A 20,824-nucleotide genomic window follows, 5' to 3' on the forward strand; every position below is an offset into this window, starting at 1 on the left:
TACAGCGAGTATAGGCGTTGTCCAGAAAAGCGATCGACGACCGCAACATATATGTGCGGCTCGATCAGCATTGCTCGATATAACCGTGACGCCAGTTTTTTGCCACTGGACGAACCCGCGGGCCAGGGCTAAAACGAAGCATCACTGCCCATTAATCTGCCCGGAGAGGTCGATGACTCCACGCCAACATTGTCTGGCCTGCCTGCCCTCTTCGGTGTTCGAAGCGGCGTTGTGGGTGTGCGCCGAACATGATCCGCAATTCAGCCCGAGTCAGCTTCAGCACGAGATGGATTCGCTGCAACGCCAGATTGGCGCGGCGCTGCCGATGATGCCGCGCCAGGAACTGGCTCAGCCCTTGTTGCGTCAGCTCAGCAGCATGGGCTTCCAGCAGGACGACTGGAACCCGCTCAAACCCCAGGCAGCGTTGCTGCATCAGATCGTGCAACGGCGTCGGGGCCAACCACTGGGCCTGGCGCTGCTCACCCTTGAGCTGGCACTACGCCTGGATATTCCGCTGGAAGGCGTGAACTTCCCCGGGCATTTCCTGCTGCGCGTCCCCGGCGCCGATCACCTGCTCGACCCGTGCGGCGGGCGGCGCCTGTACACCAAAGACTGCCGCGAACTGCTGGCCCGGCAATTCGGCCCCGACATGCAACTCAAGTCCGAACACCTGCTGCGTGCCAGCAGCGTGGCCATGCTGCAGCGCCTGTCACGCAACCTGCGCCATCTGCATCAGGTCAATGATGACCTGCTGGCCTCGCTCAAGGACGCCGACCGGGTCGTCGAACTGGGTCAGGCCACCACCAGCGATCATCTGGCGCGGGCGGCGCTGTACCAGTCCCTGGAATGCCCACAGGCGGAGCGCTTCGATCTGGAACACGCCTTGTTGCTCAGTGACGACCCGATACAGCGACTGCGCCTGACCGAGCGTATTAGCCATTTGCCATCGCACGGAGCATTTCATTAATACGTGCGACTGTTGCCGTGAATGTAACAGTCAATGTCGCAAAGTGTGGTTTTTCATCGGCGCGAATTCGCTAGAATGGCGCCACGCTAACGACTCATCTTAACGAACGTTTAATGTTGAATTCATACAGTCATATTGGCTGGGTGATATTGTCGCCATGCCTCCATGTATCCGACGTTGTTTTGAAGCTCCTGTAACCAACGTCTTGTTTAGCCGCTGTTATAAACAGCGGCTTTTTTTTGCCTGCATCAAAGTTGTACGACGTCACTACTTCTCCGTTTGCGCCTTAATTACATTCCTTTTGCCCTGCGCCTTGTGCCAGGCCGCCGCAAAGCTGTCCCCAGTCGAGCCGAAGGCTTGCAGGTTTTGCAGCACATGAATGGCTTTGACGTAATCAGGCCGCAGCATTTTTGCGTAAGGATCGCCGCGCATCTCGTTTTTTGCCATTTCGGCAATGCGCCCGGCGAGGATGTCCAGGGCATTCATTTTCGTGTCGGCCTGCAACACCCGCCCTTTTTTATCGAACTCAAGGCCCGTGCGCTGGAATAATTCAGCGGTGTGATTGTCGATCAGTTTACGGCTCAATAACTCCTTACCGACCAGGCTGAGTTCGTTGGGCGTTATATTTTCCGGATCGAAACCCTGAAACATGGCCCGCAGGTTCTTGCGTTCCATGTCGGCTGTATCGATGGCAACGGGGTCTTTGCCGATTTCCCGTAATACCAGACTGATCTCCAATGCGGCGATGTGCTGAGCCGGGGTTTTCTGTTCAATTTTATCGGTGGGCGGTGTCCTGAATGTCACTTGGGGCAGATCGCCCCAGATATGGAGTTTTGACATGGTGATATCCCTTTTAATTGAAGATGCAAAGGGACTATCGGGAGCAGGAAGTTTAACTTTATGGCTGAAGTGGGTGATGGGCTAAATCAAGATCAATACTACAATCGAAAAAGAAACATCCTACTTAAATCAAAGATAAATCTACGATGTGGGACCGGCTTTAGCCGGGAAGAGGCAGTCCGATAGCTAAATTTCTATCGCCTGCCATATTGTCTTCCCGGCTAAAGCCGGTCCCACAGATATCATTGCACTTACTTCGCGTACTTTTGCAAGTTCGCCATCATTTCCTTCAGCGCCTCGACGTTATCCCGTGGATGCGCCGCGTCAGTGAAGTCATTGATGGTTTGCCATTGCGCCGCGACGTCGTCCGGGCTGAAGCCGGCCTGGGGGTCGAAACCGGCGCCCAGGCTGCGTTCCCAGCGCACTTTGCCGATCCAGCCGCCGCCGACTTCGAACAGGCCGCCGCTGTCCTTGCATTGCTCGCTGCCCAGGTACACCACCAACGGGCTGATCAGTTCCGGTTTGAGCATTTCGAAGATATTGGCCGGGATCAGCCCTTCGGTCATGCGTGTGCCGCCTGTTGGCGCAATGGCATTGACCATGATGTTGTTCTTGCGCCCTTCCAGGGCCAGGGTGCGGGTCAGGCCGTAAAGCCCCATCTTGGCCATGCCGTAGTTGGACTGGCCGAAATTGCCGTAGATACCGGACGTCGAAGAAGTAAAGATCACCCGGCCGTAGTTCTGTTCACGCAGGTGCGGCCAGGCAGCGTGAGTCACTTTGTAGGAACCCTCGACATGGACGCGATAGACCAGATCCCAATCGGCGTCTTCCATCTTGGCAAAGGTCTTGTCGCGCAGGATGCCAGCGTTATTGACCAGTACATCGACCCGACCGAAGGCATCCAGAGCGTTCTGCACGATCTTGTCGCCGTCGGTCACCGAATCGTGGTTGGCCACGGCGGTACCGCCTGCCGCGACGATCTCTGCGACGACCTTGTCTGCTGCCGAAGCATTGGCGCCTTCACCGTGGGCCGAACCGCCGAGGTCATTGACCACTACCCGGGCGCCATGGCTGGCGAACAACAGCGCATGCGCCCGGCCCAGGCCGCCACCTGCACCGGTCACAATCACGACTTTGTCTTCGAAACGAACGGCATCACTCATGCTAACTACTCCTGGCTAAGTCCAGACAAGGGCGGACGAGCCGGAAGTGTCATCCAGGCGCGTGCCGGTCACAATCAATACAGCAGACGCTGAATAGTGCCCGATAACGCAGCAGGATGGGGCGAAAACCGCTCTACAACAAGGCAGCCAGCAGAGGCGCAGCAAAAAGATTAAGCAGGCCGGTAAGGACCATGACCAGCCCGGCTACCGAGCCTTCCTCGCCGCCGACCTCCCGCGCCCGGCTGACACCGGCACCGTGAGCACCGACGCCGAACAGCGCGCCACGGGCCAGGGCGCTGCGCAGCGGCAGCCATTTGAGCAGCACGCCGCCCAAGGCCGCGCCGAAAACGCCAGTGAACATGACGAATACAGCGGTCAATTCAGGGACGCCGCCCAAATCATGGGCCAGGGGCATGGCGAAGGGCGTAGTGATCGAGCGCGGCACCAGGGACATGGTGACCGAAGTGTCCAAAGCCAGGGCCTTGGCCAGCCAGAACGAACTGCCGATAGACGCGGCACTCCCGGCCAGCATGCCGATCAACAAGGCCAGCCAGTTGCGCGCAAGCAGGGCCCGCTGTTGCCAGATCGGCACCGCAAAAGCCACGGTGACGGGCCCCAATACCAGCATCAGCCAGTGGGTGTTGGTCGAGTATTCGGCATAGGCGGTGTGCAGGGGCATGGCCACGGCCAACAGCAGGACAGGCACGAGGATCAGCGGCGACAGCAGATAGCGTCCGGTGCGCCGGTAAATCCAGCGGCTGAACAAATAGGCCGCCAGGGTCAGCACCAGCCAAAACACCGGCATCGGCTCAAACTTCACGGTTCACCCTCCAGCGGCACACCAGTTCCACGGTCATCGCCGTAACCAGCATGACCGTCAAGGTGCTGATGGCTATGACCAGCATGATCCGCCAACCCTCGTTACGCACCAGCGCCCCGTAATCGAGCAGGCTCATCAGCGCCGGGATAAAAAACAGCAGCATCTCAGCCAGCAACAAACCGGCCCCCAACTGCAGGGCGGCGGGTTTGAGCACACCGGTGGCGAACGCCGTGAGCAACAACGCCAGACCGATCACACCACCGGGAATCGGCCAGTCCAGCCACAGCGCCAGGGCGCAGCCGAGGCGGTAAATAGCCAGAAACACCGCCAGTTCGAAAACCAGCCGCCCCAGACGACGCAAGGTTGCAACGTTCATGATCTTTGACTCCTCTGGCGTACAGTCTAAATCCGTGACTATCATCCCAAAAGCGAATAGTTGGATTCGATGCAATTCCATTCAGGAATCGAGCCAGTATGAGTTTTACCCCAGCAAGCACCTCACCAGGTGGGACCGGCTTTAGCCGGGAAGGCGCATTTCCGGCTAAAGCCGGTCCCACGAGAAAAGGAGGGTCTGACACTTGGAATTCAAACAACTGCGCAGCTTTATCGAGGTCGTCCGCCAGGGTGGTTTTACCCAGGCGGCCAGGACCCTGCACGTCAGCCAGTCGGCAGTCAGCAAACAGGTGGCGCAGTTGGAGCAGAGCCTGGGGGTCGTGCTGCTGGATCGCGAGGCTTCACAGATCCGTCCGACGGCGGCGGGCAACGTAGTCTTACAGCGTGCCGAAGAGATGCTGCTGTTGCGCAAGGGCCTGCTGCGCGAACTAGACGATTTGAGCGATCTGGCACGAGGTGATTTGCGCCTGGGCCTGCCCATGCTCGGGGGCGAGACGCTGTTCGCCGAGTTGTTTGCCGAATACCGACGGCGCTACCCCAATATCAATATTCAGCTGCTCGAGGGCGGTAGCCTGACCATCGAGCAGGCGATCATGAGCGGCGAGCTGGAAGTCGGTGGCAGCCTGACGCCAGATGATCCGGCCTTTGCCTATCAGCCGTTCTGCGACGAATCACTGGACGTGCTGCTGCCCAGTGGTCACCCACTGGCCGAGAACGGCGAGATTGAGCTGGCGGAGTTGGCCGACACGCCATTTCTGATGTATCAACGCAGCTTCGTGCTCAACAACCGCCTGATCCAGGCGTGCCAGCAAGTAGGCTTCACACCCAAGGAGAGCGGGCGCAGCGGTCAGGCGGACTTCCTCGCCGCGCTGGTGGCCGCCGGGCAGGGCGTGGTGCTGCTGCCCAGCGTGGTGGCCCGTGGCCTGGTGCGCCCAGGCATCATCCGCCTGCGCCTGAAAGCACCGGCCGAACTACGATGGGACATCGTCTTTATCTGGCGCCAGGGCGCCTATCTGTCAAAGGCAGCCCAGGCCTGGCTGGCATTGCTGCGCGAACGCTCGACAACTTAGCCCAACAGTTTGATGAATTGCGCCAGCCATGGCTCGGCGTCGGTTTCCGGGGTGACGCTTTCGCTGGCATCCAGACGCGCCATCTCCTGCACTTGCACGACGCCCAGTTCAGCAAACAGCTCGCGCAGCAGCTCGCCGCCACCGCAGAACGTATCGCCATAGCTGGCATCGCCCAGGCCAATCACGCCACCGGGCAGACCGCGCCAGGCAGCGGGCAGGATGTCGCGAATCTGTGAGTAGAGGGGTTGCAGGTTGTCCGGCAGTTCGCCCATACCGGTAGTGGACGTCACCGCCAGTAATGCCTGAGGATTGAAAGCCTGCAATTGCTCCAGTGTCGCGCGCGGGTCATAGAAGGTTTCATGGCCTGCGGCACGAAGTATGCTCCCGGCATGGCGGGCGACTTCTTCAGCCGCACCGTAAACCGAACCGGAAATAATGGCGATTCTCATAGTGCTTCCATCTCTGGGTAAAATCGTGCCGTAGTATGCCCGAAACCACAGAGGCTCCCAGCCCCCCGACACTACGGAAAGTGCTCCATGATCAATGCGAAATTGCTGCAACTGGTAGTCGATGCTTCCAACGACGGTATTGTCGTCGCCGAGAAGGAAGGCGATGACGACAATATCCTCATCTACGTGAACAAGGCCTTCGAACAGCTGACCGGCTACGCCTCGGAAGACATCCTCTATCAGGACTGTCGCTTTCTGCAGGGCCCGGAACGCAATCAGCCGGCCCGCGAGGCTATTCGCCAGGCCCTGATCGACGGCGTGCCCTGTCGTCAGGTGCTGCGCAACTATCGCCACGACGGCAGTGCCTTCTGGAACGAGCTGTCGATTACTCCGGTGCGCAACGAGGCCGATCAGCGCCTGTACTTCATCGGCGTGCAGAAGGACGTCACCCTGCAAGTCGAAGCCCTGCAACGGGTTCAGGCCCTGGAAGCCGAACTGGCTGCAGCCCGGGCCGAGTTGGCCGCCTATAAAACAGACGAACGGACGCAACAAAAATTCTAAGACAGAGTCTGCTTTGTAATTACCGGGTAGACCGAGCAAGACCATGCAGCACGACACCCTCCTCACCCAGGCAGAACTGGATTTCATCCAGAACATGCAGCACAACCCCAGGCTGAACGTGCGCGATGCGACACGCAGCCTGCTGGTGAACGGTGGCGTCCAGATTCAAGACCTGCTGACGCGTCTGGCTGCCCATGAGCAAATCACTATTCAGGCGCAGTTCGAAAACCAGCAGATGACCTTCCCCCTGCATCTGGTGGAAGACGAGTTTCATGCCCTGCATCTGGAAGTGGGGGCGCCGAGCATCTTCGAGGAAGGCCCGCGGATTCGCCCGTGGCGCTTGATACTGCCGGAGCCGCTGCCCCTGGAAACCGAGAAAGGCACGATCACCGGTCTGTGGGTCCATGAGCTGTCATTCAAAGGCGTATTACTGGAAAACCGTAACCCGACCAGAACACCCAAGCGCTTCTCGGCCTGGCTGCATCCGCCGGGGATTCGCCCCATTGCCCTGCATGGCAGCATCGAAAGGGTGACGGAAAAAGGCCTGTTGGCCTATCGCCTGAATCAACGCAACAAGGATCATGTAGAGCGTTTGCGCCAGTACATCCTTGCCCAGCATCGGCAGATTCACCCGACGATGCACAAGTAACAGCCGTATTCAGCTATCCAGGTGCCCGGCCAGAAACTGCTGCAAGCGGCGCTGCATCGAACGCCCTTCACTGCCCAGGCAGGCCACCGCCGTGCCACGCAATGCATCCTGGGCCAGATCAGATATCTCTCCCGCCATCAGCAATGGGCAATCCAGTGTCAGACTCAGGCGCGTGAGCCGACGCGGCAAATCGAGGGCTGGCGAGTGATTGGAGAACAGTACCAATGCCAAGGGTCTGACCTTGCTGCACACCAGGCTCAGTTCCTCCAGGGGTTGCCCCATGGGCAGAATGCGTACACCGGTATCGAAGCTGCCCAGCATCAGGCCAGCGACCCATAGTTCCAGTTCCCGGCATTGCCCCGGCATGGCCGCCAACAGAACCTGCTGTGCTGCTGGCGCAGTGCCCAGTTGCAGGCGTTGCAATGTACGGGCTCGCAGGAAGCTGTCGAGGAACAGCCACTGACTCGTCTGGCCAAACACCTCTTGATGCTGAGCCAACCCGCGCCAGACCGGCATGAAGATGTCCTGAAACACGACATGCATCGGGTAGCTGGAAAAGACCTGACCGTAGAGTTGCTCAAGGCGCCGCTCGTCGAATGATTCAGCAGCCTGACGGATCTGCAACTGCCATTCGCCCCACTCACCGAGCACCGCATCGTTTTGCACAGGCATGGCCTGGGCCTTGGAGATCTTCGCGGTCGCGAGAATTTTGCTGACCTTGCTGACGGCCACGCCGCGCTCGATCCAGCCGAGGATGCTGCGCACTTCCTCAACGTCGGCCTGGGAATACAGACGGTGACCGCTCTCGGTACGGGTGGGCTGGATCAGCCCGTAGCGGCGCTCCCAGGCCCGTAATGTCACGGGATTGACGCCGGTCAGGCGAGCAACTTCACGAATCGGAAACAGCTCTTGATCGTGCAGATCAAGCTTCAAATCAAGGGTGTAGACGTGGGCATCGGCAGCTTCGATCATGACAGGAATCACTTGCAAACAGTGACGACATTGTACGCTTGCATGGTGAAAAATAGGTCAAAGGCCGGGAGCGACGAAGACCACTGGCTTATTTATGGATTTCAGGAATAATCCTTGCACGCTTTTCCTGGCAAGCTATCGCAAGCCATTGCAAAACTGACCACGCGCCAACACCCCGGCACCCGGTCATGTGACGTCCCTATCCGGGACCCTCACTCGTTTACTGGAGATACACAATGTCTACCTCTCCCGTCACCTTGATGGTGGCTCGCCGCGTTGCCCATGGCCGCTATCAGGAACTGATGAGCTGGCTGCACGAAGGCGAACAGCTCGCCACGGATTTTCCCGGCTACCTGGGGTCCGGTGTCCTGGCCCCGCCTCCTGGCGGTGATGAATTCCAGATTATTTTCCGTTTCGCCAACGCCGAAACCATGCACGCCTGGGAGCATTCTTCCTCGCGACGCTCCTGGCTGGTGCGCGGCAGTGGCATGTTTATCCAGCCATCCGAGCGTCGGGTCAGTGGTATCGAGGGCTGGTTCGGCGCCGCCGATGCACGCCCGCCGCGCTGGAAACAGGCCGTCGCCATCTGGCTGGCGTTCTTCCCCGTGTCACTGCTGTTCAACTACCTGCTCGGCCCGCTGCTCAATCACCTGGAACTGCTGCCACGGATCATGCTCAGTACTCTGGTCCTGACCCCGCTGATGGTGTTCCTGTTTATCCCGCTATCAACCCGCCTGCTCGCCCCCTGGCTGAACAGCGCGCCTGCCGCACCGGTAAGGCCTGTGGAGTCGGCGTCGACGCATTAATCATGCCTGCGCGCTTTACGTGGGACCGGCTTTAGCCGGGAAGGCAATGTGACAGGCGACTGAAATGTATCGCTCGTGTTGACGCCTTCCCGGCTGAAGCCGGTCCCACGCACGGTTGTTTGCCGCCGACCGTTGGTATAACTTGCCATCAAACGTAGGAAAATTCCCTTCGCAACGTAGTACACCCTCTTTTTGCCCGTGAGCGTCCCAATGGCACCTGCCTCTGCCCCGATCCTGATCACCGGCGCCAGCCAGCGCGTGGGTCTGCATTGTGCGCAGCGTCTGCTGGCGGATGGTTTCCCGGTGATATTCAGCTATCGCAGCGAACGCCCTGGCGTCGCGTTATTGCGTGAGCAAGGGGCCATTGCGATTCACGCCGACTTCGCCGGCGAAGCGGGCATCATGGCCTTTATCGAGGCGCTCAAGGCCCACACCAACAGCCTGCGGGCGATTGTGCATAACGCCTCACAATGGCTCGGCGAGACGCCCGGCAACGAAGCCGAAGCCTTTGTCCGCATGTACAACGTGCACATGCTGGCGCCCTACCTGATCAATCTGCATGGCACCGAGCTACTGATGCGCAGCGAGCTCGCTGACATCGTACATATCAGCGATGACGTGACCCGTAAGGGCAGCAGCAAGCACACCGCGTACTGCGCAACCAAGGCCGGGCTGGACAGCCTGACCCTGTCGTTTGCCGCGCGCTTCGCCCCGGCCATCAAGGTCAACGGCATCGCTCCGGCCCTGCTGATGTTTCAACCCGAGGACAACGCGGCCTACCGCGCCCAGGCCCTGGCCAAGTCGGCCATGGGTATCGAACCCGGTGCCGAGGTGATCTACCAAAGCCTGCGCTATCTACTGGACAGCCCGTATGTCACCGGCACAACCCTGACCGTTAACGGCGGACGGCATCTGAAATAAGCCGCCCCGAGGATCCTTCAATGACCCTGTCCCTGCCTCAGCACTACCGCGAAATTCTCGTCGGTCTGGGTGAAAACCCGGATCGTGAAGGCCTGCTGGACACCCCGCAACGCGCCGCCAAGGCCATGCAATACCTGTGTCATGGTTACGAACAAAGTATCGAGGAAATCGTCAACGGCGCACTGTTTGTCTCTGACAACGACGAGATGGTGATCGTCAAAGACATCGAGCTGTACTCGTTGTGCGAGCACCACTTGCTGCCGTTTATCGGCAAGGCCCATGTGGCCTACATTCCGACCGGCAAGGTCCTGGGGCTGTCGAAGATCGCTCGCCTGGTAGACATGTTCGCCCGGCGCCTGCAGATCCAGGAAAACCTCACCCGGCAAATCGCCGATGCGATTCAGGAAGTGACTAACGCCGCTGGCGTCGCAGTAGTTATCGAAGCCCAGCACATGTGCATGATGATGCGCGGTGTCGAGAAGCAGAACTCGACCATGAACACCTCGGTAATGCTCGGCGCCTTCCGCGAGTCCAACACCACCCGCATGGAATTCCTGCAACTGATCGGACGGAGCAAATAACGATGCCCACACTGGAACCGGGAACCGCACGCATTCGGGTCAAGGATCTGCGCCTGCGCACGTTCATTGGCATCAACGAAGACGAGATCATCAACAAGCAGGATGTGCTGATCAACCTGACCATTCTCTATCCCGCTCAGGAAGCCGTGCGCGATAACGATATCGATCACGCGCTGAACTACCGCACCATCACCAAGGCCATCATTCAGCATGTGGAAGGCAACCGCTTCGCCCTGCTCGAGCGCCTGACCCAGGAAGTACTGGACTTGGTGATGAGCCACGCCGAGGTGTCCTACGCCGAAGTGGAAGTCGACAAGCCCCACGCCCTGCGCTTTGCCGAGTCGGTGTCGATTACCTTGGCGGGACGCCGCTGAAACTTTTATCATCCGCGCCCTCAGCCCGCACACGACTTACGAACCAGAGCCCCCGATCATGACCGACCAAGAACGTCTCGAACTCGAAGCCGCCGCCTTCCGCCGCCTGGTCGCCCATCTGGACAGCCGCAAGGACGTACAGAACATCGACCTGATGAATCTCTCAGGCTTCTGCCGCAACTGCCTGTCCAAGTGGTACAAGGCTGCCGCCGATGAAAAACACATCGAGCTGAGCCTCGATGACGCCCGCGAAGTGGTCTACGGCATGCCGTACAGCGAGTGGAAAGCCCAGTACCAGAAAGAAGCCAGCGCCGAGCAACAAGCCGCGTTCACCAAGGAACCGAAACATGACTGACCTGAACACCCTGCGTAGCAGCCTGCGCAGCGGCGAACACGCCTTCGCCGACACCCTGGCCTTTGTTGCCGACCACTACGATTATCAGCCCCAGGCCTTCAGCAACGGCCCCATGGACAACGCCGCCGGGCAGAACGAAGGTTCGTGCAAGACCCTGGGCCTGGCCCTGCTCGAAGGCCTGAGCGACGAAGAAGCCCTGCTCGCCTTTGGCGAACACTATCGCTCGGTCAAGGCCACGCCTGAGGGCAGCGACCACGGCAATATTCGTGCGTTGATTGCCCATGGCCTGGCCGGGGTCAAGTTCAGTGGTGAGCCGCTGACGCGCAAGGGCTGAACCTGAACGAACACAGGACCCATGTGGGACCGGCTTTAGCCGGGAAGACGGCGTCACTGATCAAGCAAATGCAGCGGCTGTACCGACCCTTTCCCGGCTGAAGCCGGTCCCACAGCATTTCAATTCAAATATTTTGCGGCGTACTGCCGTAACCCACAAAAAAACCGGCCTGAGCCGGTTTTTTTGTTAATGCCGAACGCAATCAGAACGAGGCGTTGGCCAGGCCGTCCAGATAACGCTCCACGTCCAGTGCCGCCATGCAGCCAGCGCCGGCCGAGGTGATCGCCTGACGGTAAACGTGGTCAGCCACGTCGCCTGCGGCGAAGACACCGTCAACGCTGGTTGCAGTCGCATTGCCTTCACGGCCGCCCTGAACTACCAGATAGCCGTCTTTGAGCGCCAGTTGACCGTCGAACAGTGAAGTGTTCGGGGTATGGCCAATGGCAATGAACACACCATCGACTTTCAGCTCGGCGAAGCTGCCGTCGTTGTTTTTCAGGCGCGCACCGGTCACGCCCATATTGTCACCCTGCACTTCGTCCAGGGTGGCGTTGAGCTTGAGTTCGATCTTGCCTTCAGCAACACGGGCGTGCAGCTTGTCGATCAGGATCTTCTCGGCGCGGAAGGTCTCGCGACGGTGAACCAGAGTCACCTTGCTGGCGATATTGGCCAAGTACAGCGCCTCTTCCACTGCGGTGTTGCCGCCACCGACCACCGCGACCTCGCGGTTGCGGTAGAAGAAGCCGTCACAGGTGGCACAGGCAGAAACGCCCTTGCCCATGAAGGTCTCTTCCGATGGCAGGCCCAGGTAACGCGCGCTGGCGCCAGTGGCGATGATCAGCGCGTCGCAGGTGTAGGTACCGCTGTCGCCCTTGAGGCTGAACGGCTTGCCTGCCAGATCGACAGCGTTGATATGGTCGAAGACGATTTCGGTTTCAAAACGCTCGGCGTGCTCGCGCATCCGCTCCATCAGCACCGGGCCAGTCAGGCCGTGGACATCACCGGGCCAGTTATCGACTTCGGTGGTGGTAGTCAATTGACCGCCAGCCTGCATGCCAGTGATCAGCAGCGGCTTGAGGTTGGCACGGGCGGCATACACCGCCGCGCTATAACCGGCAGGGCCGGAGCCGAGAATAATCACTCGGGAATGACGTACATCAGACATGACACACTCCTATCGACCGGCCATCTAAAGCCGTGGTCGGAACGGCTGTATGAATAAGGGCTGCCAAATATCGGCCCGGCAACCCTGAAAGTATTGACGCTGCGACCTCGGCCGCAGCGAAGGTGTTACAGGCTGGTGGCGTTCTCGGCCAGGTAGTCAGCCACGCCCTGGGCGTCGGCCTTCATGCCTTTCTGGCCTGGACGCCAGCCGGCAGGGCAGACTTCGCCGTGCTCTTCAGTGAATTGCAGGGCTTCGACCAGACGCACCATGTCGTCCACGTCACGGCCCAGTGGCAGGTTGTTCACCACCTGATGCTGAACCACACCGGCCTTGTCGATCAGGAACGAAGCGCGCAGGGCGACGCCGTCGTCGTGCTCGATGCCGTAGGCACGGGTGATTTCGTGTTTGACGTCAGCCACCATGGTGAACTGCACTTCGCCGATGCCACCCTTGGCCACCGGGGTGCTGCGCCAGGCATGGTGAGTGAACTGCGAGTCGATGGACACACCGACCACTTCCACACCCAGATCGCGGAACTTGGCGATGCGGTTGTCGTGGGCAATGATTTCCGACGGGCAGACAAAGGTGAAGTCCAGAGGCCAGAAAAACAGCACCACGTACTTGCCGCGCAGGGAGGACAGCTTGAAGCTGTCGACGATGGAGCCATCACCCAGTACTGCCGCAGCATCGAAATCCGGGGCCTGCTTGTTTACCAGTACGCTCATGACATCTCCTTGGAGGTTCAAGGTTAAAAGGAAAGGGTTAATAAGTTGTCGGGCAGCTTATAGAGACCGCAAAGATTAAGGAAATATCGTTTTACAATCCACCTTATAGGCAAGCGCTATCCCTACAAACTGTTACAAACGCCTGTCCGTCTGACTCTAGGCTCAGCCGCTCCAGATGGCGAATGCTCCAGCGCTTTCAGATCCCCTTTCAAGCCCCAGGCAAAGCCGGTAAGGTCGGGCGGTTTTCCACCGTTTGGAGGCTGTCATGCCTGCTCCCGCTCTATCGGGCCCGCAATACCTGCGCGAAGGCCTGAAACTGGTTCTCAGCCCCGGTCTGCGACTCTTTGTCCTGCTGCCCCTGGCGATCAACCTGATCCTGTTCAGCGGCCTGATCTATCTGGCCGTGCACCAGTTCGAAATGTGGGTCGACACCTTCATGCCGACCCTGCCCCACTGGCTGAGCTTCCTCAACTACATCCTCTGGCCGCTGTTCGTCGTGCTGGTCCTGCTGATGGTGTTCTTCACCTTCACCATGATCGCCAACGTCATCGCCGCGCCATTCAACGGCTTTCTTTCGGAAAAGGTCGAGGTGGTGATCCGTGGCACCGACGATTTCCCTTCCTTCAGTTGGGCCGAACTGATCGAGATGGTGCCCCGCACCTTCGGCCGGGAAATGCGCAAGCTGGGTTATTTCCTGCCGCGCACCATCGGCCTGTTCATCCTGTCCTTTATCCCCGTGGTCAACCTGATCGCCACGCCGTTGTGGCTGGTCTTCGGTATCTGGATGATGGCCATCCAGTACATCGACTACCCAGCGGACAACCATAAACTGGGCTGGAACGAAATGCTCGCCTGGCTGCGGCAGAAACGCTGGCAGAGCATGAGCTTCGGCGGCATCGTCTACCTGGCGCTGCTGATTCCCGTGGTCAATATCCTGATGATGCCGGCGGCGGTGGCTGGGGCCACCTTGTTCTGGGTCCGTGAGAATGGGGCTGAAGCGCTGGGTGCCAAATAAACTTCGGTGTAGCGATAAAGGCCCTTGATTGGGCCTTTTTTAGTTCTGGAATATTCCTACATAACAAATACAAACACCCTATGCACTAGAAAGAACAAATAACATATCGGCAAATAACGACGACGATAGGCAATAAATCGCCGAGACATTGCAAGGTATTTATCAGGTCCTGGCACTTTTGGCGTGAGATCAGGCAGTGGCATCTTTGCGATGCGCTTCGCACTCGATCGCCACGGTGCGGCGATCCGACAAGCCGATCCCACGAGTTCTGTGTTCGCTGCACTACAGCGGAGTGTCAGGCGCTACCGGAAGGCTCTCAGATACCTGGATCAGAGCATCACAGCCCTTTCGCAAATCCGTCACAAATCCATCATCCACAAGCCACAGAAACGAAATGCAACAAGTCGACACTGAGGTCATGAGTAAAATCCTGCACGTCACCCTCATCACCGAAACCTTCAGCCCGGAAATCAATGGCGTCGCCAATACCCTGGGACGGCTGTGTGACGGGTTGCGTTTGCGCGGGCATCGGGTCGAGTTGATCCGGCCGCGACAGAGCGCGGAGACGGGGTTTGTCGCGGCGGATGATCTGATGTTGTGTCGAGGCTGGCCGATTCCGGGTTATCCGGGGCTGCAATGGGGCCAGTCGTCGATGCACAAATTGTTGCGGCGCTGGCAACGGCAGCGCCCGGATGTGCTGTATATCGCCACTGAAGGACCGCTGGGGCTGTCGGCGCTGCGGGCGGCACGGCGGCTGGGGATTGCAGTGATCAGTGGTTTTCACACCAACTTCCAGCAATACACGCGCCCCTACGGCATGGGCTTTATCACGCGGCTGCTGACCCATTACCTGCGCTGGTTCCATAACCGCTCGCGGGTGACCCTGGTGCCTAGCGTCAGTCAGAAGATGGAACTGGAGCGGCGCGGTTTCGAACGGATCGAGTTACTGGCCCGGGGTGTCGACAGCCAACTGTTTCATCCGGCCAAACGCTCGCAAAGCCTGCGTGAAAGTTGGGGGCTGACGGCAGATGATATTGTCGTGCTGCATGTCGGCAGGCTGGCTCAGGAAAAGAATCTCGGCCTGCTCAAATCCAGTTTCGAGGCCCTGCAAACCACCCACCCTGAGCGCTGCCTGAAACTGGTGATCATCGGTGACGGGCCGCAACGTGGCTTGCTTGAACAGCAGATGCCCGAGGCTATTTTCTGTGGCACGCAACGTGGCGAAGCCTTGGCCACGCATTATGCGTCAGGGGATCTGTTTATCTTTCCGAGCCTGACCGAGACCTTCGGTAACGTCGTGCTCGAAGCGCTGGCCTCTGGCCTGGCCGTGGTGGCCTATGATGAAGCAGCCGCAGCCCAGCATATCCGCCACGGGCACAACGGCGCGCTGGCGATGCCAGGGGACGAGGAAGCCTTTATCGATGCGGCGTGCTGGATGCTGGATAACAGCGAGACCCTTCGCACCGTGCGCCTGAACGCACGGCGCCATGCCAGCCGTCAGGGTTGGGGCGCGGTGATCGATATGTTCGAGCGGCATTTGCACAATGTCTGCCCGGCCAATGAAGCGTTCGGCGCAGAAAGGATGATCGGCGGGTCGACCACGGCTGCCAGCGGCAAGCCGTGATCGTGTCTGCCGACGTCAGACCAGGGTGGTCAGCGCTTCACGGCTGAACGGCAGGATGTCCTGCTCACGACCGTCACGGACCTTCACCGCCCAATCCGGATCAACCAGCAGCGCACGGCCTACCGCCACCAGATCGAATTCGTTCTTGCCCAGGCGCTCCAGCAGGTTTTCCAGGCTGGCCGGTTGCGCGACCTTGTCGGTGTTGACCATGAATTGCAGGAACTCGCCATCCAGGCCGACGCTGCCCACGGTGATGGTCGGCTTACCGGTCAACTGGCGGGTCCAGCCGGCCAGGTTGAGGTCGGAACCTTCGAACTCAGGCTCCCAGAAACGGCGTGTCGAGCAGTGGAAAATGTCCACGCCAGCGTCAGACAGTGGCTTGAGGAATTCGCCAAGGGCTTCCGGAGTCTGTACCAGGCGTGCGCTGTAATCCTGCTGCTTCCACTGGGAGAAGCGGAAGATGATCGGATAGTCCGGCCCTACCGCCGCGCGTACGGCGTGGATCAGTTCGATGGCAAAGCGCGAGCGATTGGCCAGGCTGCCACCGTAACCGTCGGTGCGCTGGTTGGAGCCTTCCCAGAAGAACTGGTCAACCAGATAACCGTGGGCGCCATGGATCTCCACGCCATCCATACCGATGGCCTTGGCGTCGCTGGCAGCCTGGGCGAATGAGGCGATGACCTCATCGATATCCTGCTGGGTCATGCCATGGACCAGCACCTTGCCGTCCTTGAGCTTCTCCATCGGGCCATAGGCCGGGACTTCGCCATCCGGCTCGGTGCCCAGACGGCGCACCGCGCCCACATGCCAGAGCTGCGGGACAATCTTGCCGCCTTCGCCATGCACCGCATCTACCACTTTCTTCCAGCCGGCCAACGGCGCTTCGCCGAAGAATTGCGGGACATTCGGATAACCGTTGGAAGCCTTGTGACCAACCGTGGTGCCTTCGGTGACGATCAGGCCAACGCCCGCCGCCGCGCGACGACGGTAGTACTCGATGACCTTGGAATTAGGCACATGGCCAGGGGAAAACGAGCGCGTCATGGGCGCCATGACCACACGGGAAGACAACTCCAGGCTGCCCAGTCGGAATGGCTGGAACAGGGCTTTTACAGGCATGGGACGCTCCTCGAAAGGTCGATTCGACAGGCGCATGGCGCCAACATAGAGGAGCAGGATAAGACCGGACAATTGAGTGGGACAGCACTATTGATTAGCGTGATTGTGCTGTAGAAGCCGGTGTTGGGAGCTCTCGACGCAAACACCATTCAGGTAGGAGCTGCCGAAGGCTGCGAAGGCGGTCCATCAGATTGAACCATTCGCAGCCTTCGGCAGCTCCTACAGAATTCAGATGATTGCAGGCAGCCGGGGAATCAGTGCAGAGCTTTCTCGATAGCCTGGATCACGCTCGGATCATCAGGCGCCGTACGTGGCGAAAAGCGCGCCAGTACCCGACCGTCCTTGCCGACCAGAAATTTTTCGAAGTTCCAGGTGATATCCCCTGGAAACTCGGCACCTTCACCCGCCAGCAAGCGATAGAGCTGATGACGATGCGGGCCATTGACCTCGAGCTTGCCGCCCAACGGAAAGCTTACGCCGTAGTTGAGGCTGCAAAACTCCTGAATCTCGGCCTCGGTGCCCGGCTCTTGCCCGGCAAACTGGTTGCATGGCAGGCCAAGGACGCTGAAGCCTTTGTCCTTGTAGGTCTGATAAAGCACTTCCAGCGCGGCATACTGAGGCGTCAGGCCGCATTTGGAAGCGACGTTGACCACCAGTACCACTTTGCCCTTGAGGGGCGTGAGCGGCAGTTCCTTGCCATCCAGAGCTTCTAGTTTGAGGTCGTGAAAAGCACTCATGGCGAACTCCCGAAAAAACCAGCAGACGAAAAAGGCGCCGCAATCAGGCTATGCCAACGCGAGGCGTTGTAACAAAACCTGTCTGGGCGCCTCGCCAGCTAACTGAGCTTAGCAGCACAAATCAGTGGTGGTGACCGCCTTCGCCATGCACGTGACCATGTGCCATTTCTTCTTGGCTGGCATCACGAATCGAGATGACCTTGACCTTGAAGTTCAGGCGCTGACCAGCCAGGGGGTGGTTACCGTCAACGGTGACGTCATCGCCATCCAGATCGCGGATGGTGACGATCTGCATCTGGCCATCGGGCGCAGAAGCGTGGAACTGCATGCCGACTTCCAGCTCGTCGACACCTTCGAACATACTGCGGCTCAGCGTGCTGACCAATTCGGCGGAGTACTCGCCGTAAGCCTCTTCAGGCTCGATGGCAACGTCCAGTTCATCACCAACGTTCTTGCCTTCCAGAGCCTTTTCCAGGCCTGGAATGATGTTACCTGCACCTTGCAGGTAAACCAGCGGCGCACCGCCAGCAGAACTGTCGATGACCTCACCGGCGTCGTTGGTCAGGGTATAGTCAATGGAGACAGCCTTGTTTGCGGCGATCGACATGAGGGCAAGACCTTTTGCTTGTTGATGGATAGCGAGTCAGTTTAACCAAGCCCTCGCGCGAAAGCGAACGCAACTCTGACAGACGGCCCCGACGGATACCCCATGAGCACCCTGCAAGCCCCGACCATCCTGGGTTTTCGCCAGGACGAAGACGGCCACTGGGTTGCCGTGTTGTCCTGCGGCCACACCCAGCATCTGCGCCACCAGCCGCCCTGGCAATCCCGGGCCTGGGTGCTCGATCCTGGCGAACGGGCAAAAAAAATCGGCCGACGCTTTGACTGCGGTTGGTGCGCTCAGGAGCAGGATCGGGATAACCTAGGTTCATAAGGCGCCGCAACTCGACGACGTCAGAGTCTTTTTCGATTGGCCTTGGCTGGCGACTTGCCGGTCAGCCCCTTGCACTGCTCATACCGAGAAGCCCGCATGCAGACTTTCTTTATCGCCCCGACCGACTTTGGTGTGGGTTTGACTTCCATCAGCCTCGGCCTGGTACGCACCCTGGAGCGCGCCGGCCTGCAAGTCGGTTTTTTCAAGCCCATCGCCCAGCCGCATCCCGGTGATCTCGGCCCGGAACGCTCCACCGAACTGGTCGCCCGTACCCATGGCCTGAAACCGCCCAAGCCCCTGGGCCTGGCCCATGTCGAACGGATGCTCGGCGATGGTCAGCTGGACGAGCTGCTGGAGGAGATCATCAACCTCTATCAAGAGGCCGCAGTGGGCAAGGACGTGCTGATCGTCGAAGGCATGGTCCCGACCCGTCACGCCAGCTATGCCGCGCGGGTCAACCTGCACCTGGCCAAGGCCCTGGATGCCGAGGTGATCCTGGTGTCGGCGCCGGAAAACGAAGTACTGACCGAACTGTCCGGACGGGTCGAGTTGCAGGCGCAATTGTTTGGCGGCCCCAAGGACCCGAAAGTCCTCGGCGTGATCCTCAACAAAGTGCGTACCGATGAAAGCATGGAGGCCTTCGCCACGCGCCTGAAGGAGCATTCGCCGCTGCTGCGTAACGGTGATTTCCGTCTGCTCGGCTGCATTCCGTTCCAGGCCGATCTCAACGCGCCGCGCACCCGCGACGTGGCCGAGTTGCTCGGCGCCCAGGTGATCAACGCCGGGGACTACGAAACACGGCGCATGTCCAAAATCATTCTGTGCGCCCGCACCGTGCTCAATACCCTGCAACTGCTCAAGCCGGGCGTGCTGGTGGTAACCCCGGCCGATCGCGACGACATTATCCTCGCCGTCAGCCTGGCGACCCTCAACGGCGTGCCCCTGGCGGGCCTGCTGCTGACCAGTGACACCATGCTCGACCCGCGCATCATGGACCTGTGCCGTGGAGCGTTGCAGGCCGGGTTGCCGGTGCTGTCGGTGAGCACCGGTTCCTACGACACCGCCAACCAGCTCAATCAGCTGAACAAGGAAATCCCCATCGATGACCGCGAGCGCGCCGAGGTCATCACCGATTTCGTCGCCAGCCACCTGGACGCCAACTGGCTGCACCAGCGTTGCGGCACACCAAGGGAACTGCGCTTGTCGCCAGCGGTATTCCGCTATCAACTGATCCAGCGCGCCCAGGCGGCCAAAAAACGCATCGTGCTGCCCGAAGGCGCCGAGCCGTTCATGGTCCAGGCGGCGGCCATCTGCCAGGCCCGAGGTATCGCCCGTTGCGTGCTGCTGGCCAAGCCGGAAGAAGTCTACGCCGTGGCCCAGGCCCAGGGCATCGAGCTGCCGCCGGGGCTGGAGATTCTTGATCCGGAGCTGATTCGTGAGCGTTATGTCGCGCCGATGGTCGAGCTGCGCAAGAGCAAGAGCCTCAACGCCCCCATGGCCGAGCAGCAACTGGAAGACCCGGTGGTGATCGGCACCATGATGCTGGCGCTGGACGAAGTCGATGGCCTGGTCTCGGGCCTGGTTCACTCCACCGCCAACACCATCCGCCCGGCCCTGCAACTGATCAAGACCGCGCCGGGCTGCACCCTGGTGTCTTCGGTGTTTTTCATGCTGTTTCCGGAGCAGGTGCTGGTCTATGGCGACTGCATCATGAACCCGCACCCAAGCGCTGCGGAACTTGCGGAAATCGCCCAGCAGAGCGCCGACTCGGCCATTGCGTTCGGCATTGCGCCACGGGTGGCGATGATCAGTTATTCCAGTGGCAACTCGGCCAGCGGTGAAGAAGTGGAGAAGGTCCGCGAAGCCACTTTGCTGGCCAAGGAAGCCCAGCGTGACCTGCTGATCGATGGGCCACTGCAATACGATGCCGCCCACAACGAGAACGTCGCCCGGCAACTGGCGCCGGACAGCCAGGTAGCCGGTCGCGCCACGGTATTCGTGTTCCCCGACCTGAATACCGGCAACACCACCTACAAGGCCGTGCAACGCAGCGCCGATTGCGTCAGCCTCGGCCCGATGCTGCAAGGCCTGCGCAAGCCGGTGAACGATCTGCCTCGGGGCGCCCAGGTCGATGACATCGTCTACACCATCGCATTGACAGCGATTCAGGCAGACAAGCTTTCCTGACACACTTCTCACCCACAATAACAATGCCGTCGGCTCGACACCGACGGCACATGTCTTTTATCC

The 20,824-nt window shown here is 59.7% G+C and carries 24 protein-coding genes and 1 pseudogene; 14 read left to right on the forward strand and 11 right to left on the reverse strand.

All coding sequences use genetic code 11. The features are described from left to right. The first annotated feature begins 172 nt into the window (after positions 1–172). Positions 173–967, forward strand: a complete 795-nt coding sequence (locus AC1Z24_RS26155) for a SirB1 family protein (protein WP_483743298.1) — start codon at positions 173–175, stop codon at positions 965–967. A 267-nt stretch (positions 968–1,234) separates the two neighbouring features. Here the strand turns inward: AC1Z24_RS26155 and AC1Z24_RS26160 are convergent, their stop codons facing one another. From AC1Z24_RS26160 to AC1Z24_RS26175, 4 genes are all read right to left on the reverse strand, one after another. Next, positions 1,235–1,642, reverse strand: a complete 408-nt coding sequence (locus AC1Z24_RS26160; protein WP_483743299.1) for a hypothetical protein — start codon at positions 1,640–1,642, stop codon at positions 1,235–1,237. 416 nt (positions 1,643–2,058) lie between these two features. Next, complete coding sequence (locus tag AC1Z24_RS26165; protein ID WP_483743300.1) at positions 2,059–2,970, reverse strand: SDR family oxidoreductase; 912 nt, start codon at positions 2,968–2,970, stop codon at positions 2,059–2,061. A gap of 133 nt (positions 2,971–3,103) precedes the next feature. Next, entirely contained in the window at positions 3,104–3,790 is a 687-nt protein-coding gene (locus AC1Z24_RS26170) for an LrgB family protein (RefSeq protein ID WP_483743301.1), read from the reverse strand. Beyond that, the gene (locus AC1Z24_RS26175; protein WP_483743302.1) at positions 3,780–4,166 is read right to left on the reverse strand and encodes a CidA/LrgA family protein; all 387 of its coding nucleotides are present in this window, start codon (positions 4,164–4,166) and stop codon (positions 3,780–3,782) included. The genes AC1Z24_RS26170 and AC1Z24_RS26175 overlap by 11 nt, the downstream gene beginning before the upstream one ends. Before the next feature lie 202 nt (positions 4,167–4,368). Between AC1Z24_RS26175 and AC1Z24_RS26180 the strand changes: the two genes are divergently transcribed. Further along, the gene (locus AC1Z24_RS26180; RefSeq protein ID WP_483743303.1) at positions 4,369–5,253 is read left to right on the forward strand and encodes a LysR family transcriptional regulator; all 885 of its coding nucleotides are present in this window, start codon (positions 4,369–4,371) and stop codon (positions 5,251–5,253) included. On the opposite strand, the gene AC1Z24_RS26185 is transcribed toward AC1Z24_RS26180, so the two are convergent. Continuing rightward, positions 5,250–5,702, reverse strand: coding sequence for a flavodoxin (locus tag AC1Z24_RS26185; protein WP_483743304.1), 453 nt, complete (start codon positions 5,700–5,702; stop codon positions 5,250–5,252). The two genes, AC1Z24_RS26180 and AC1Z24_RS26185, sit on opposite strands and share 4 nt — an antisense overlap. An 87-nt stretch (positions 5,703–5,789) precedes the next feature. On the opposite strand from AC1Z24_RS26185, the gene AC1Z24_RS26190 reads away from it, so the two are divergent. Then, a complete protein-coding gene (locus tag AC1Z24_RS26190; RefSeq protein WP_483743305.1) occupies positions 5,790–6,263 on the forward strand; it encodes a PAS domain-containing protein in 474 nt (157 codons plus the stop codon). A 43-nt stretch (positions 6,264–6,306) separates the two neighbouring features. Next, on the forward strand, positions 6,307–6,912 hold the full coding sequence (locus AC1Z24_RS26195) for a hypothetical protein (protein WP_483743306.1): 606 nt from the start codon (positions 6,307–6,309) through the stop codon (positions 6,910–6,912). A 9-nt stretch (positions 6,913–6,921) separates the two neighbouring features. On the opposite strand, the gene AC1Z24_RS26200 is transcribed toward AC1Z24_RS26195, so the two are convergent. After that, the gene (locus tag AC1Z24_RS26200; protein WP_483743307.1) at positions 6,922–7,884 is read right to left on the reverse strand and encodes a MerR family transcriptional regulator; all 963 of its coding nucleotides are present in this window, start codon (positions 7,882–7,884) and stop codon (positions 6,922–6,924) included. A gap of 236 nt (positions 7,885–8,120) precedes the next feature. Between AC1Z24_RS26200 and AC1Z24_RS26205 the strand changes: the two genes are divergently transcribed. The 6 genes from AC1Z24_RS26205 (at position 8,121) to AC1Z24_RS26230 (ending at position 11,255) form a co-directional block, all read left to right on the forward strand. Beyond that, positions 8,121–8,690, forward strand: a complete 570-nt coding sequence (locus AC1Z24_RS26205; RefSeq protein WP_483743308.1) for an antibiotic biosynthesis monooxygenase — start codon at positions 8,121–8,123, stop codon at positions 8,688–8,690. A gap of 210 nt (positions 8,691–8,900) precedes the next feature. Further along, entirely contained in the window at positions 8,901–9,611 is a 711-nt protein-coding gene (folM, locus tag AC1Z24_RS26210; protein WP_483743309.1) for a dihydromonapterin reductase, read from the forward strand. Positions 9,612–9,631: 20 nt separating this feature from the next. Then, the gene (folE, locus tag AC1Z24_RS26215; protein WP_483743310.1) at positions 9,632–10,192 is read left to right on the forward strand and encodes a GTP cyclohydrolase I FolE; all 561 of its coding nucleotides are present in this window, start codon (positions 9,632–9,634) and stop codon (positions 10,190–10,192) included. Between the two features lie 2 nt (positions 10,193–10,194). Then, positions 10,195–10,566 carry a dihydroneopterin triphosphate 2'-epimerase gene (gene folX, locus AC1Z24_RS26220; protein ID WP_413299778.1) on the forward strand — a complete coding sequence of 124 codons (372 nt, stop codon included), beginning with the start codon at positions 10,195–10,197 and terminating at the stop codon, positions 10,564–10,566. 58 nt (positions 10,567–10,624) lie between these two features. Then, a complete protein-coding gene (locus AC1Z24_RS26225; protein ID WP_483743311.1) occupies positions 10,625–10,921 on the forward strand; it encodes a DUF1244 domain-containing protein in 297 nt (98 codons plus the stop codon). Continuing rightward, positions 10,914–11,255 carry a HopJ type III effector protein gene (locus AC1Z24_RS26230; RefSeq protein WP_483743312.1) on the forward strand — a complete coding sequence of 114 codons (342 nt, stop codon included), beginning with the start codon at positions 10,914–10,916 and terminating at the stop codon, positions 11,253–11,255. The genes AC1Z24_RS26225 and AC1Z24_RS26230 overlap by 8 nt, the downstream gene beginning before the upstream one ends. 202 nt (positions 11,256–11,457) lie before the next feature. On the opposite strand, the gene trxB is transcribed toward AC1Z24_RS26230, so the two are convergent. Both trxB and AC1Z24_RS26240 read right to left on the reverse strand, forming a co-directional pair. Further along, on the reverse strand, positions 11,458–12,420 hold the full coding sequence (gene trxB, locus AC1Z24_RS26235) for a thioredoxin-disulfide reductase (protein WP_483743313.1): 963 nt from the start codon (positions 12,418–12,420) through the stop codon (positions 11,458–11,460). 125 nt (positions 12,421–12,545) lie between these two features. Next, the gene (locus tag AC1Z24_RS26240; RefSeq protein WP_413299772.1) at positions 12,546–13,145 is read right to left on the reverse strand and encodes a peroxiredoxin; all 600 of its coding nucleotides are present in this window, start codon (positions 13,143–13,145) and stop codon (positions 12,546–12,548) included. Between the two features lie 265 nt (positions 13,146–13,410). On the opposite strand from AC1Z24_RS26240, the gene cysZ reads away from it, so the two are divergent. Then, positions 13,411–14,160, forward strand: coding sequence for a sulfate transporter CysZ (gene cysZ, locus AC1Z24_RS26245; protein WP_483743314.1), 750 nt, complete (start codon positions 13,411–13,413; stop codon positions 14,158–14,160). A 418-nt stretch (positions 14,161–14,578) separates the two neighbouring features. Next, positions 14,579–15,784: a glycosyltransferase family 4 protein gene (locus AC1Z24_RS26250; protein ID WP_483746720.1), complete on the forward strand. Its 1,206-nt coding sequence runs from the start codon at positions 14,579–14,581 to the stop codon at positions 15,782–15,784. 15 nt (positions 15,785–15,799) lie between these two features. Here AC1Z24_RS26250 and AC1Z24_RS26255 read toward each other — a convergent pair whose 3' ends face one another. From AC1Z24_RS26255 to AC1Z24_RS26265, 3 genes are all read right to left on the reverse strand, one after another. Further along, complete coding sequence (locus AC1Z24_RS26255) at positions 15,800–16,903, reverse strand: NADH:flavin oxidoreductase (RefSeq protein WP_483743315.1); 1,104 nt, start codon at positions 16,901–16,903, stop codon at positions 15,800–15,802. 254 nt (positions 16,904–17,157) lie between these two features. Continuing rightward, a complete protein-coding gene (locus AC1Z24_RS26260; protein WP_483743316.1) occupies positions 17,158–17,640 on the reverse strand; it encodes a glutathione peroxidase in 483 nt (160 codons plus the stop codon). 121 nt (positions 17,641–17,761) lie between these two features. Continuing rightward, on the reverse strand, positions 17,762–18,247 hold the full coding sequence (locus tag AC1Z24_RS26265; protein WP_413299764.1) for an FKBP-type peptidyl-prolyl cis-trans isomerase: 486 nt from the start codon (positions 18,245–18,247) through the stop codon (positions 17,762–17,764). Between AC1Z24_RS26265 and AC1Z24_RS26270 the strand changes: the two are divergent. Both AC1Z24_RS26270 and pta read left to right on the forward strand, forming a co-directional pair. After that, a pseudogene (locus tag AC1Z24_RS26270) lies at positions 18,216–18,574 on the forward strand (DUF3565 domain-containing protein). The gene AC1Z24_RS26265 and the pseudogene AC1Z24_RS26270 overlap by 32 nt on opposite strands. 96 nt (positions 18,575–18,670) lie before the next feature. Beyond that, complete coding sequence (pta, locus tag AC1Z24_RS26275; protein WP_483743317.1) at positions 18,671–20,761, forward strand: phosphate acetyltransferase; 2,091 nt, start codon at positions 18,671–18,673, stop codon at positions 20,759–20,761. Positions 20,762–20,824 lie beyond the last annotated feature (63 nt).

It is taken from the genome of Pseudomonas sp. JL23 (assembly GCF_056933585.1).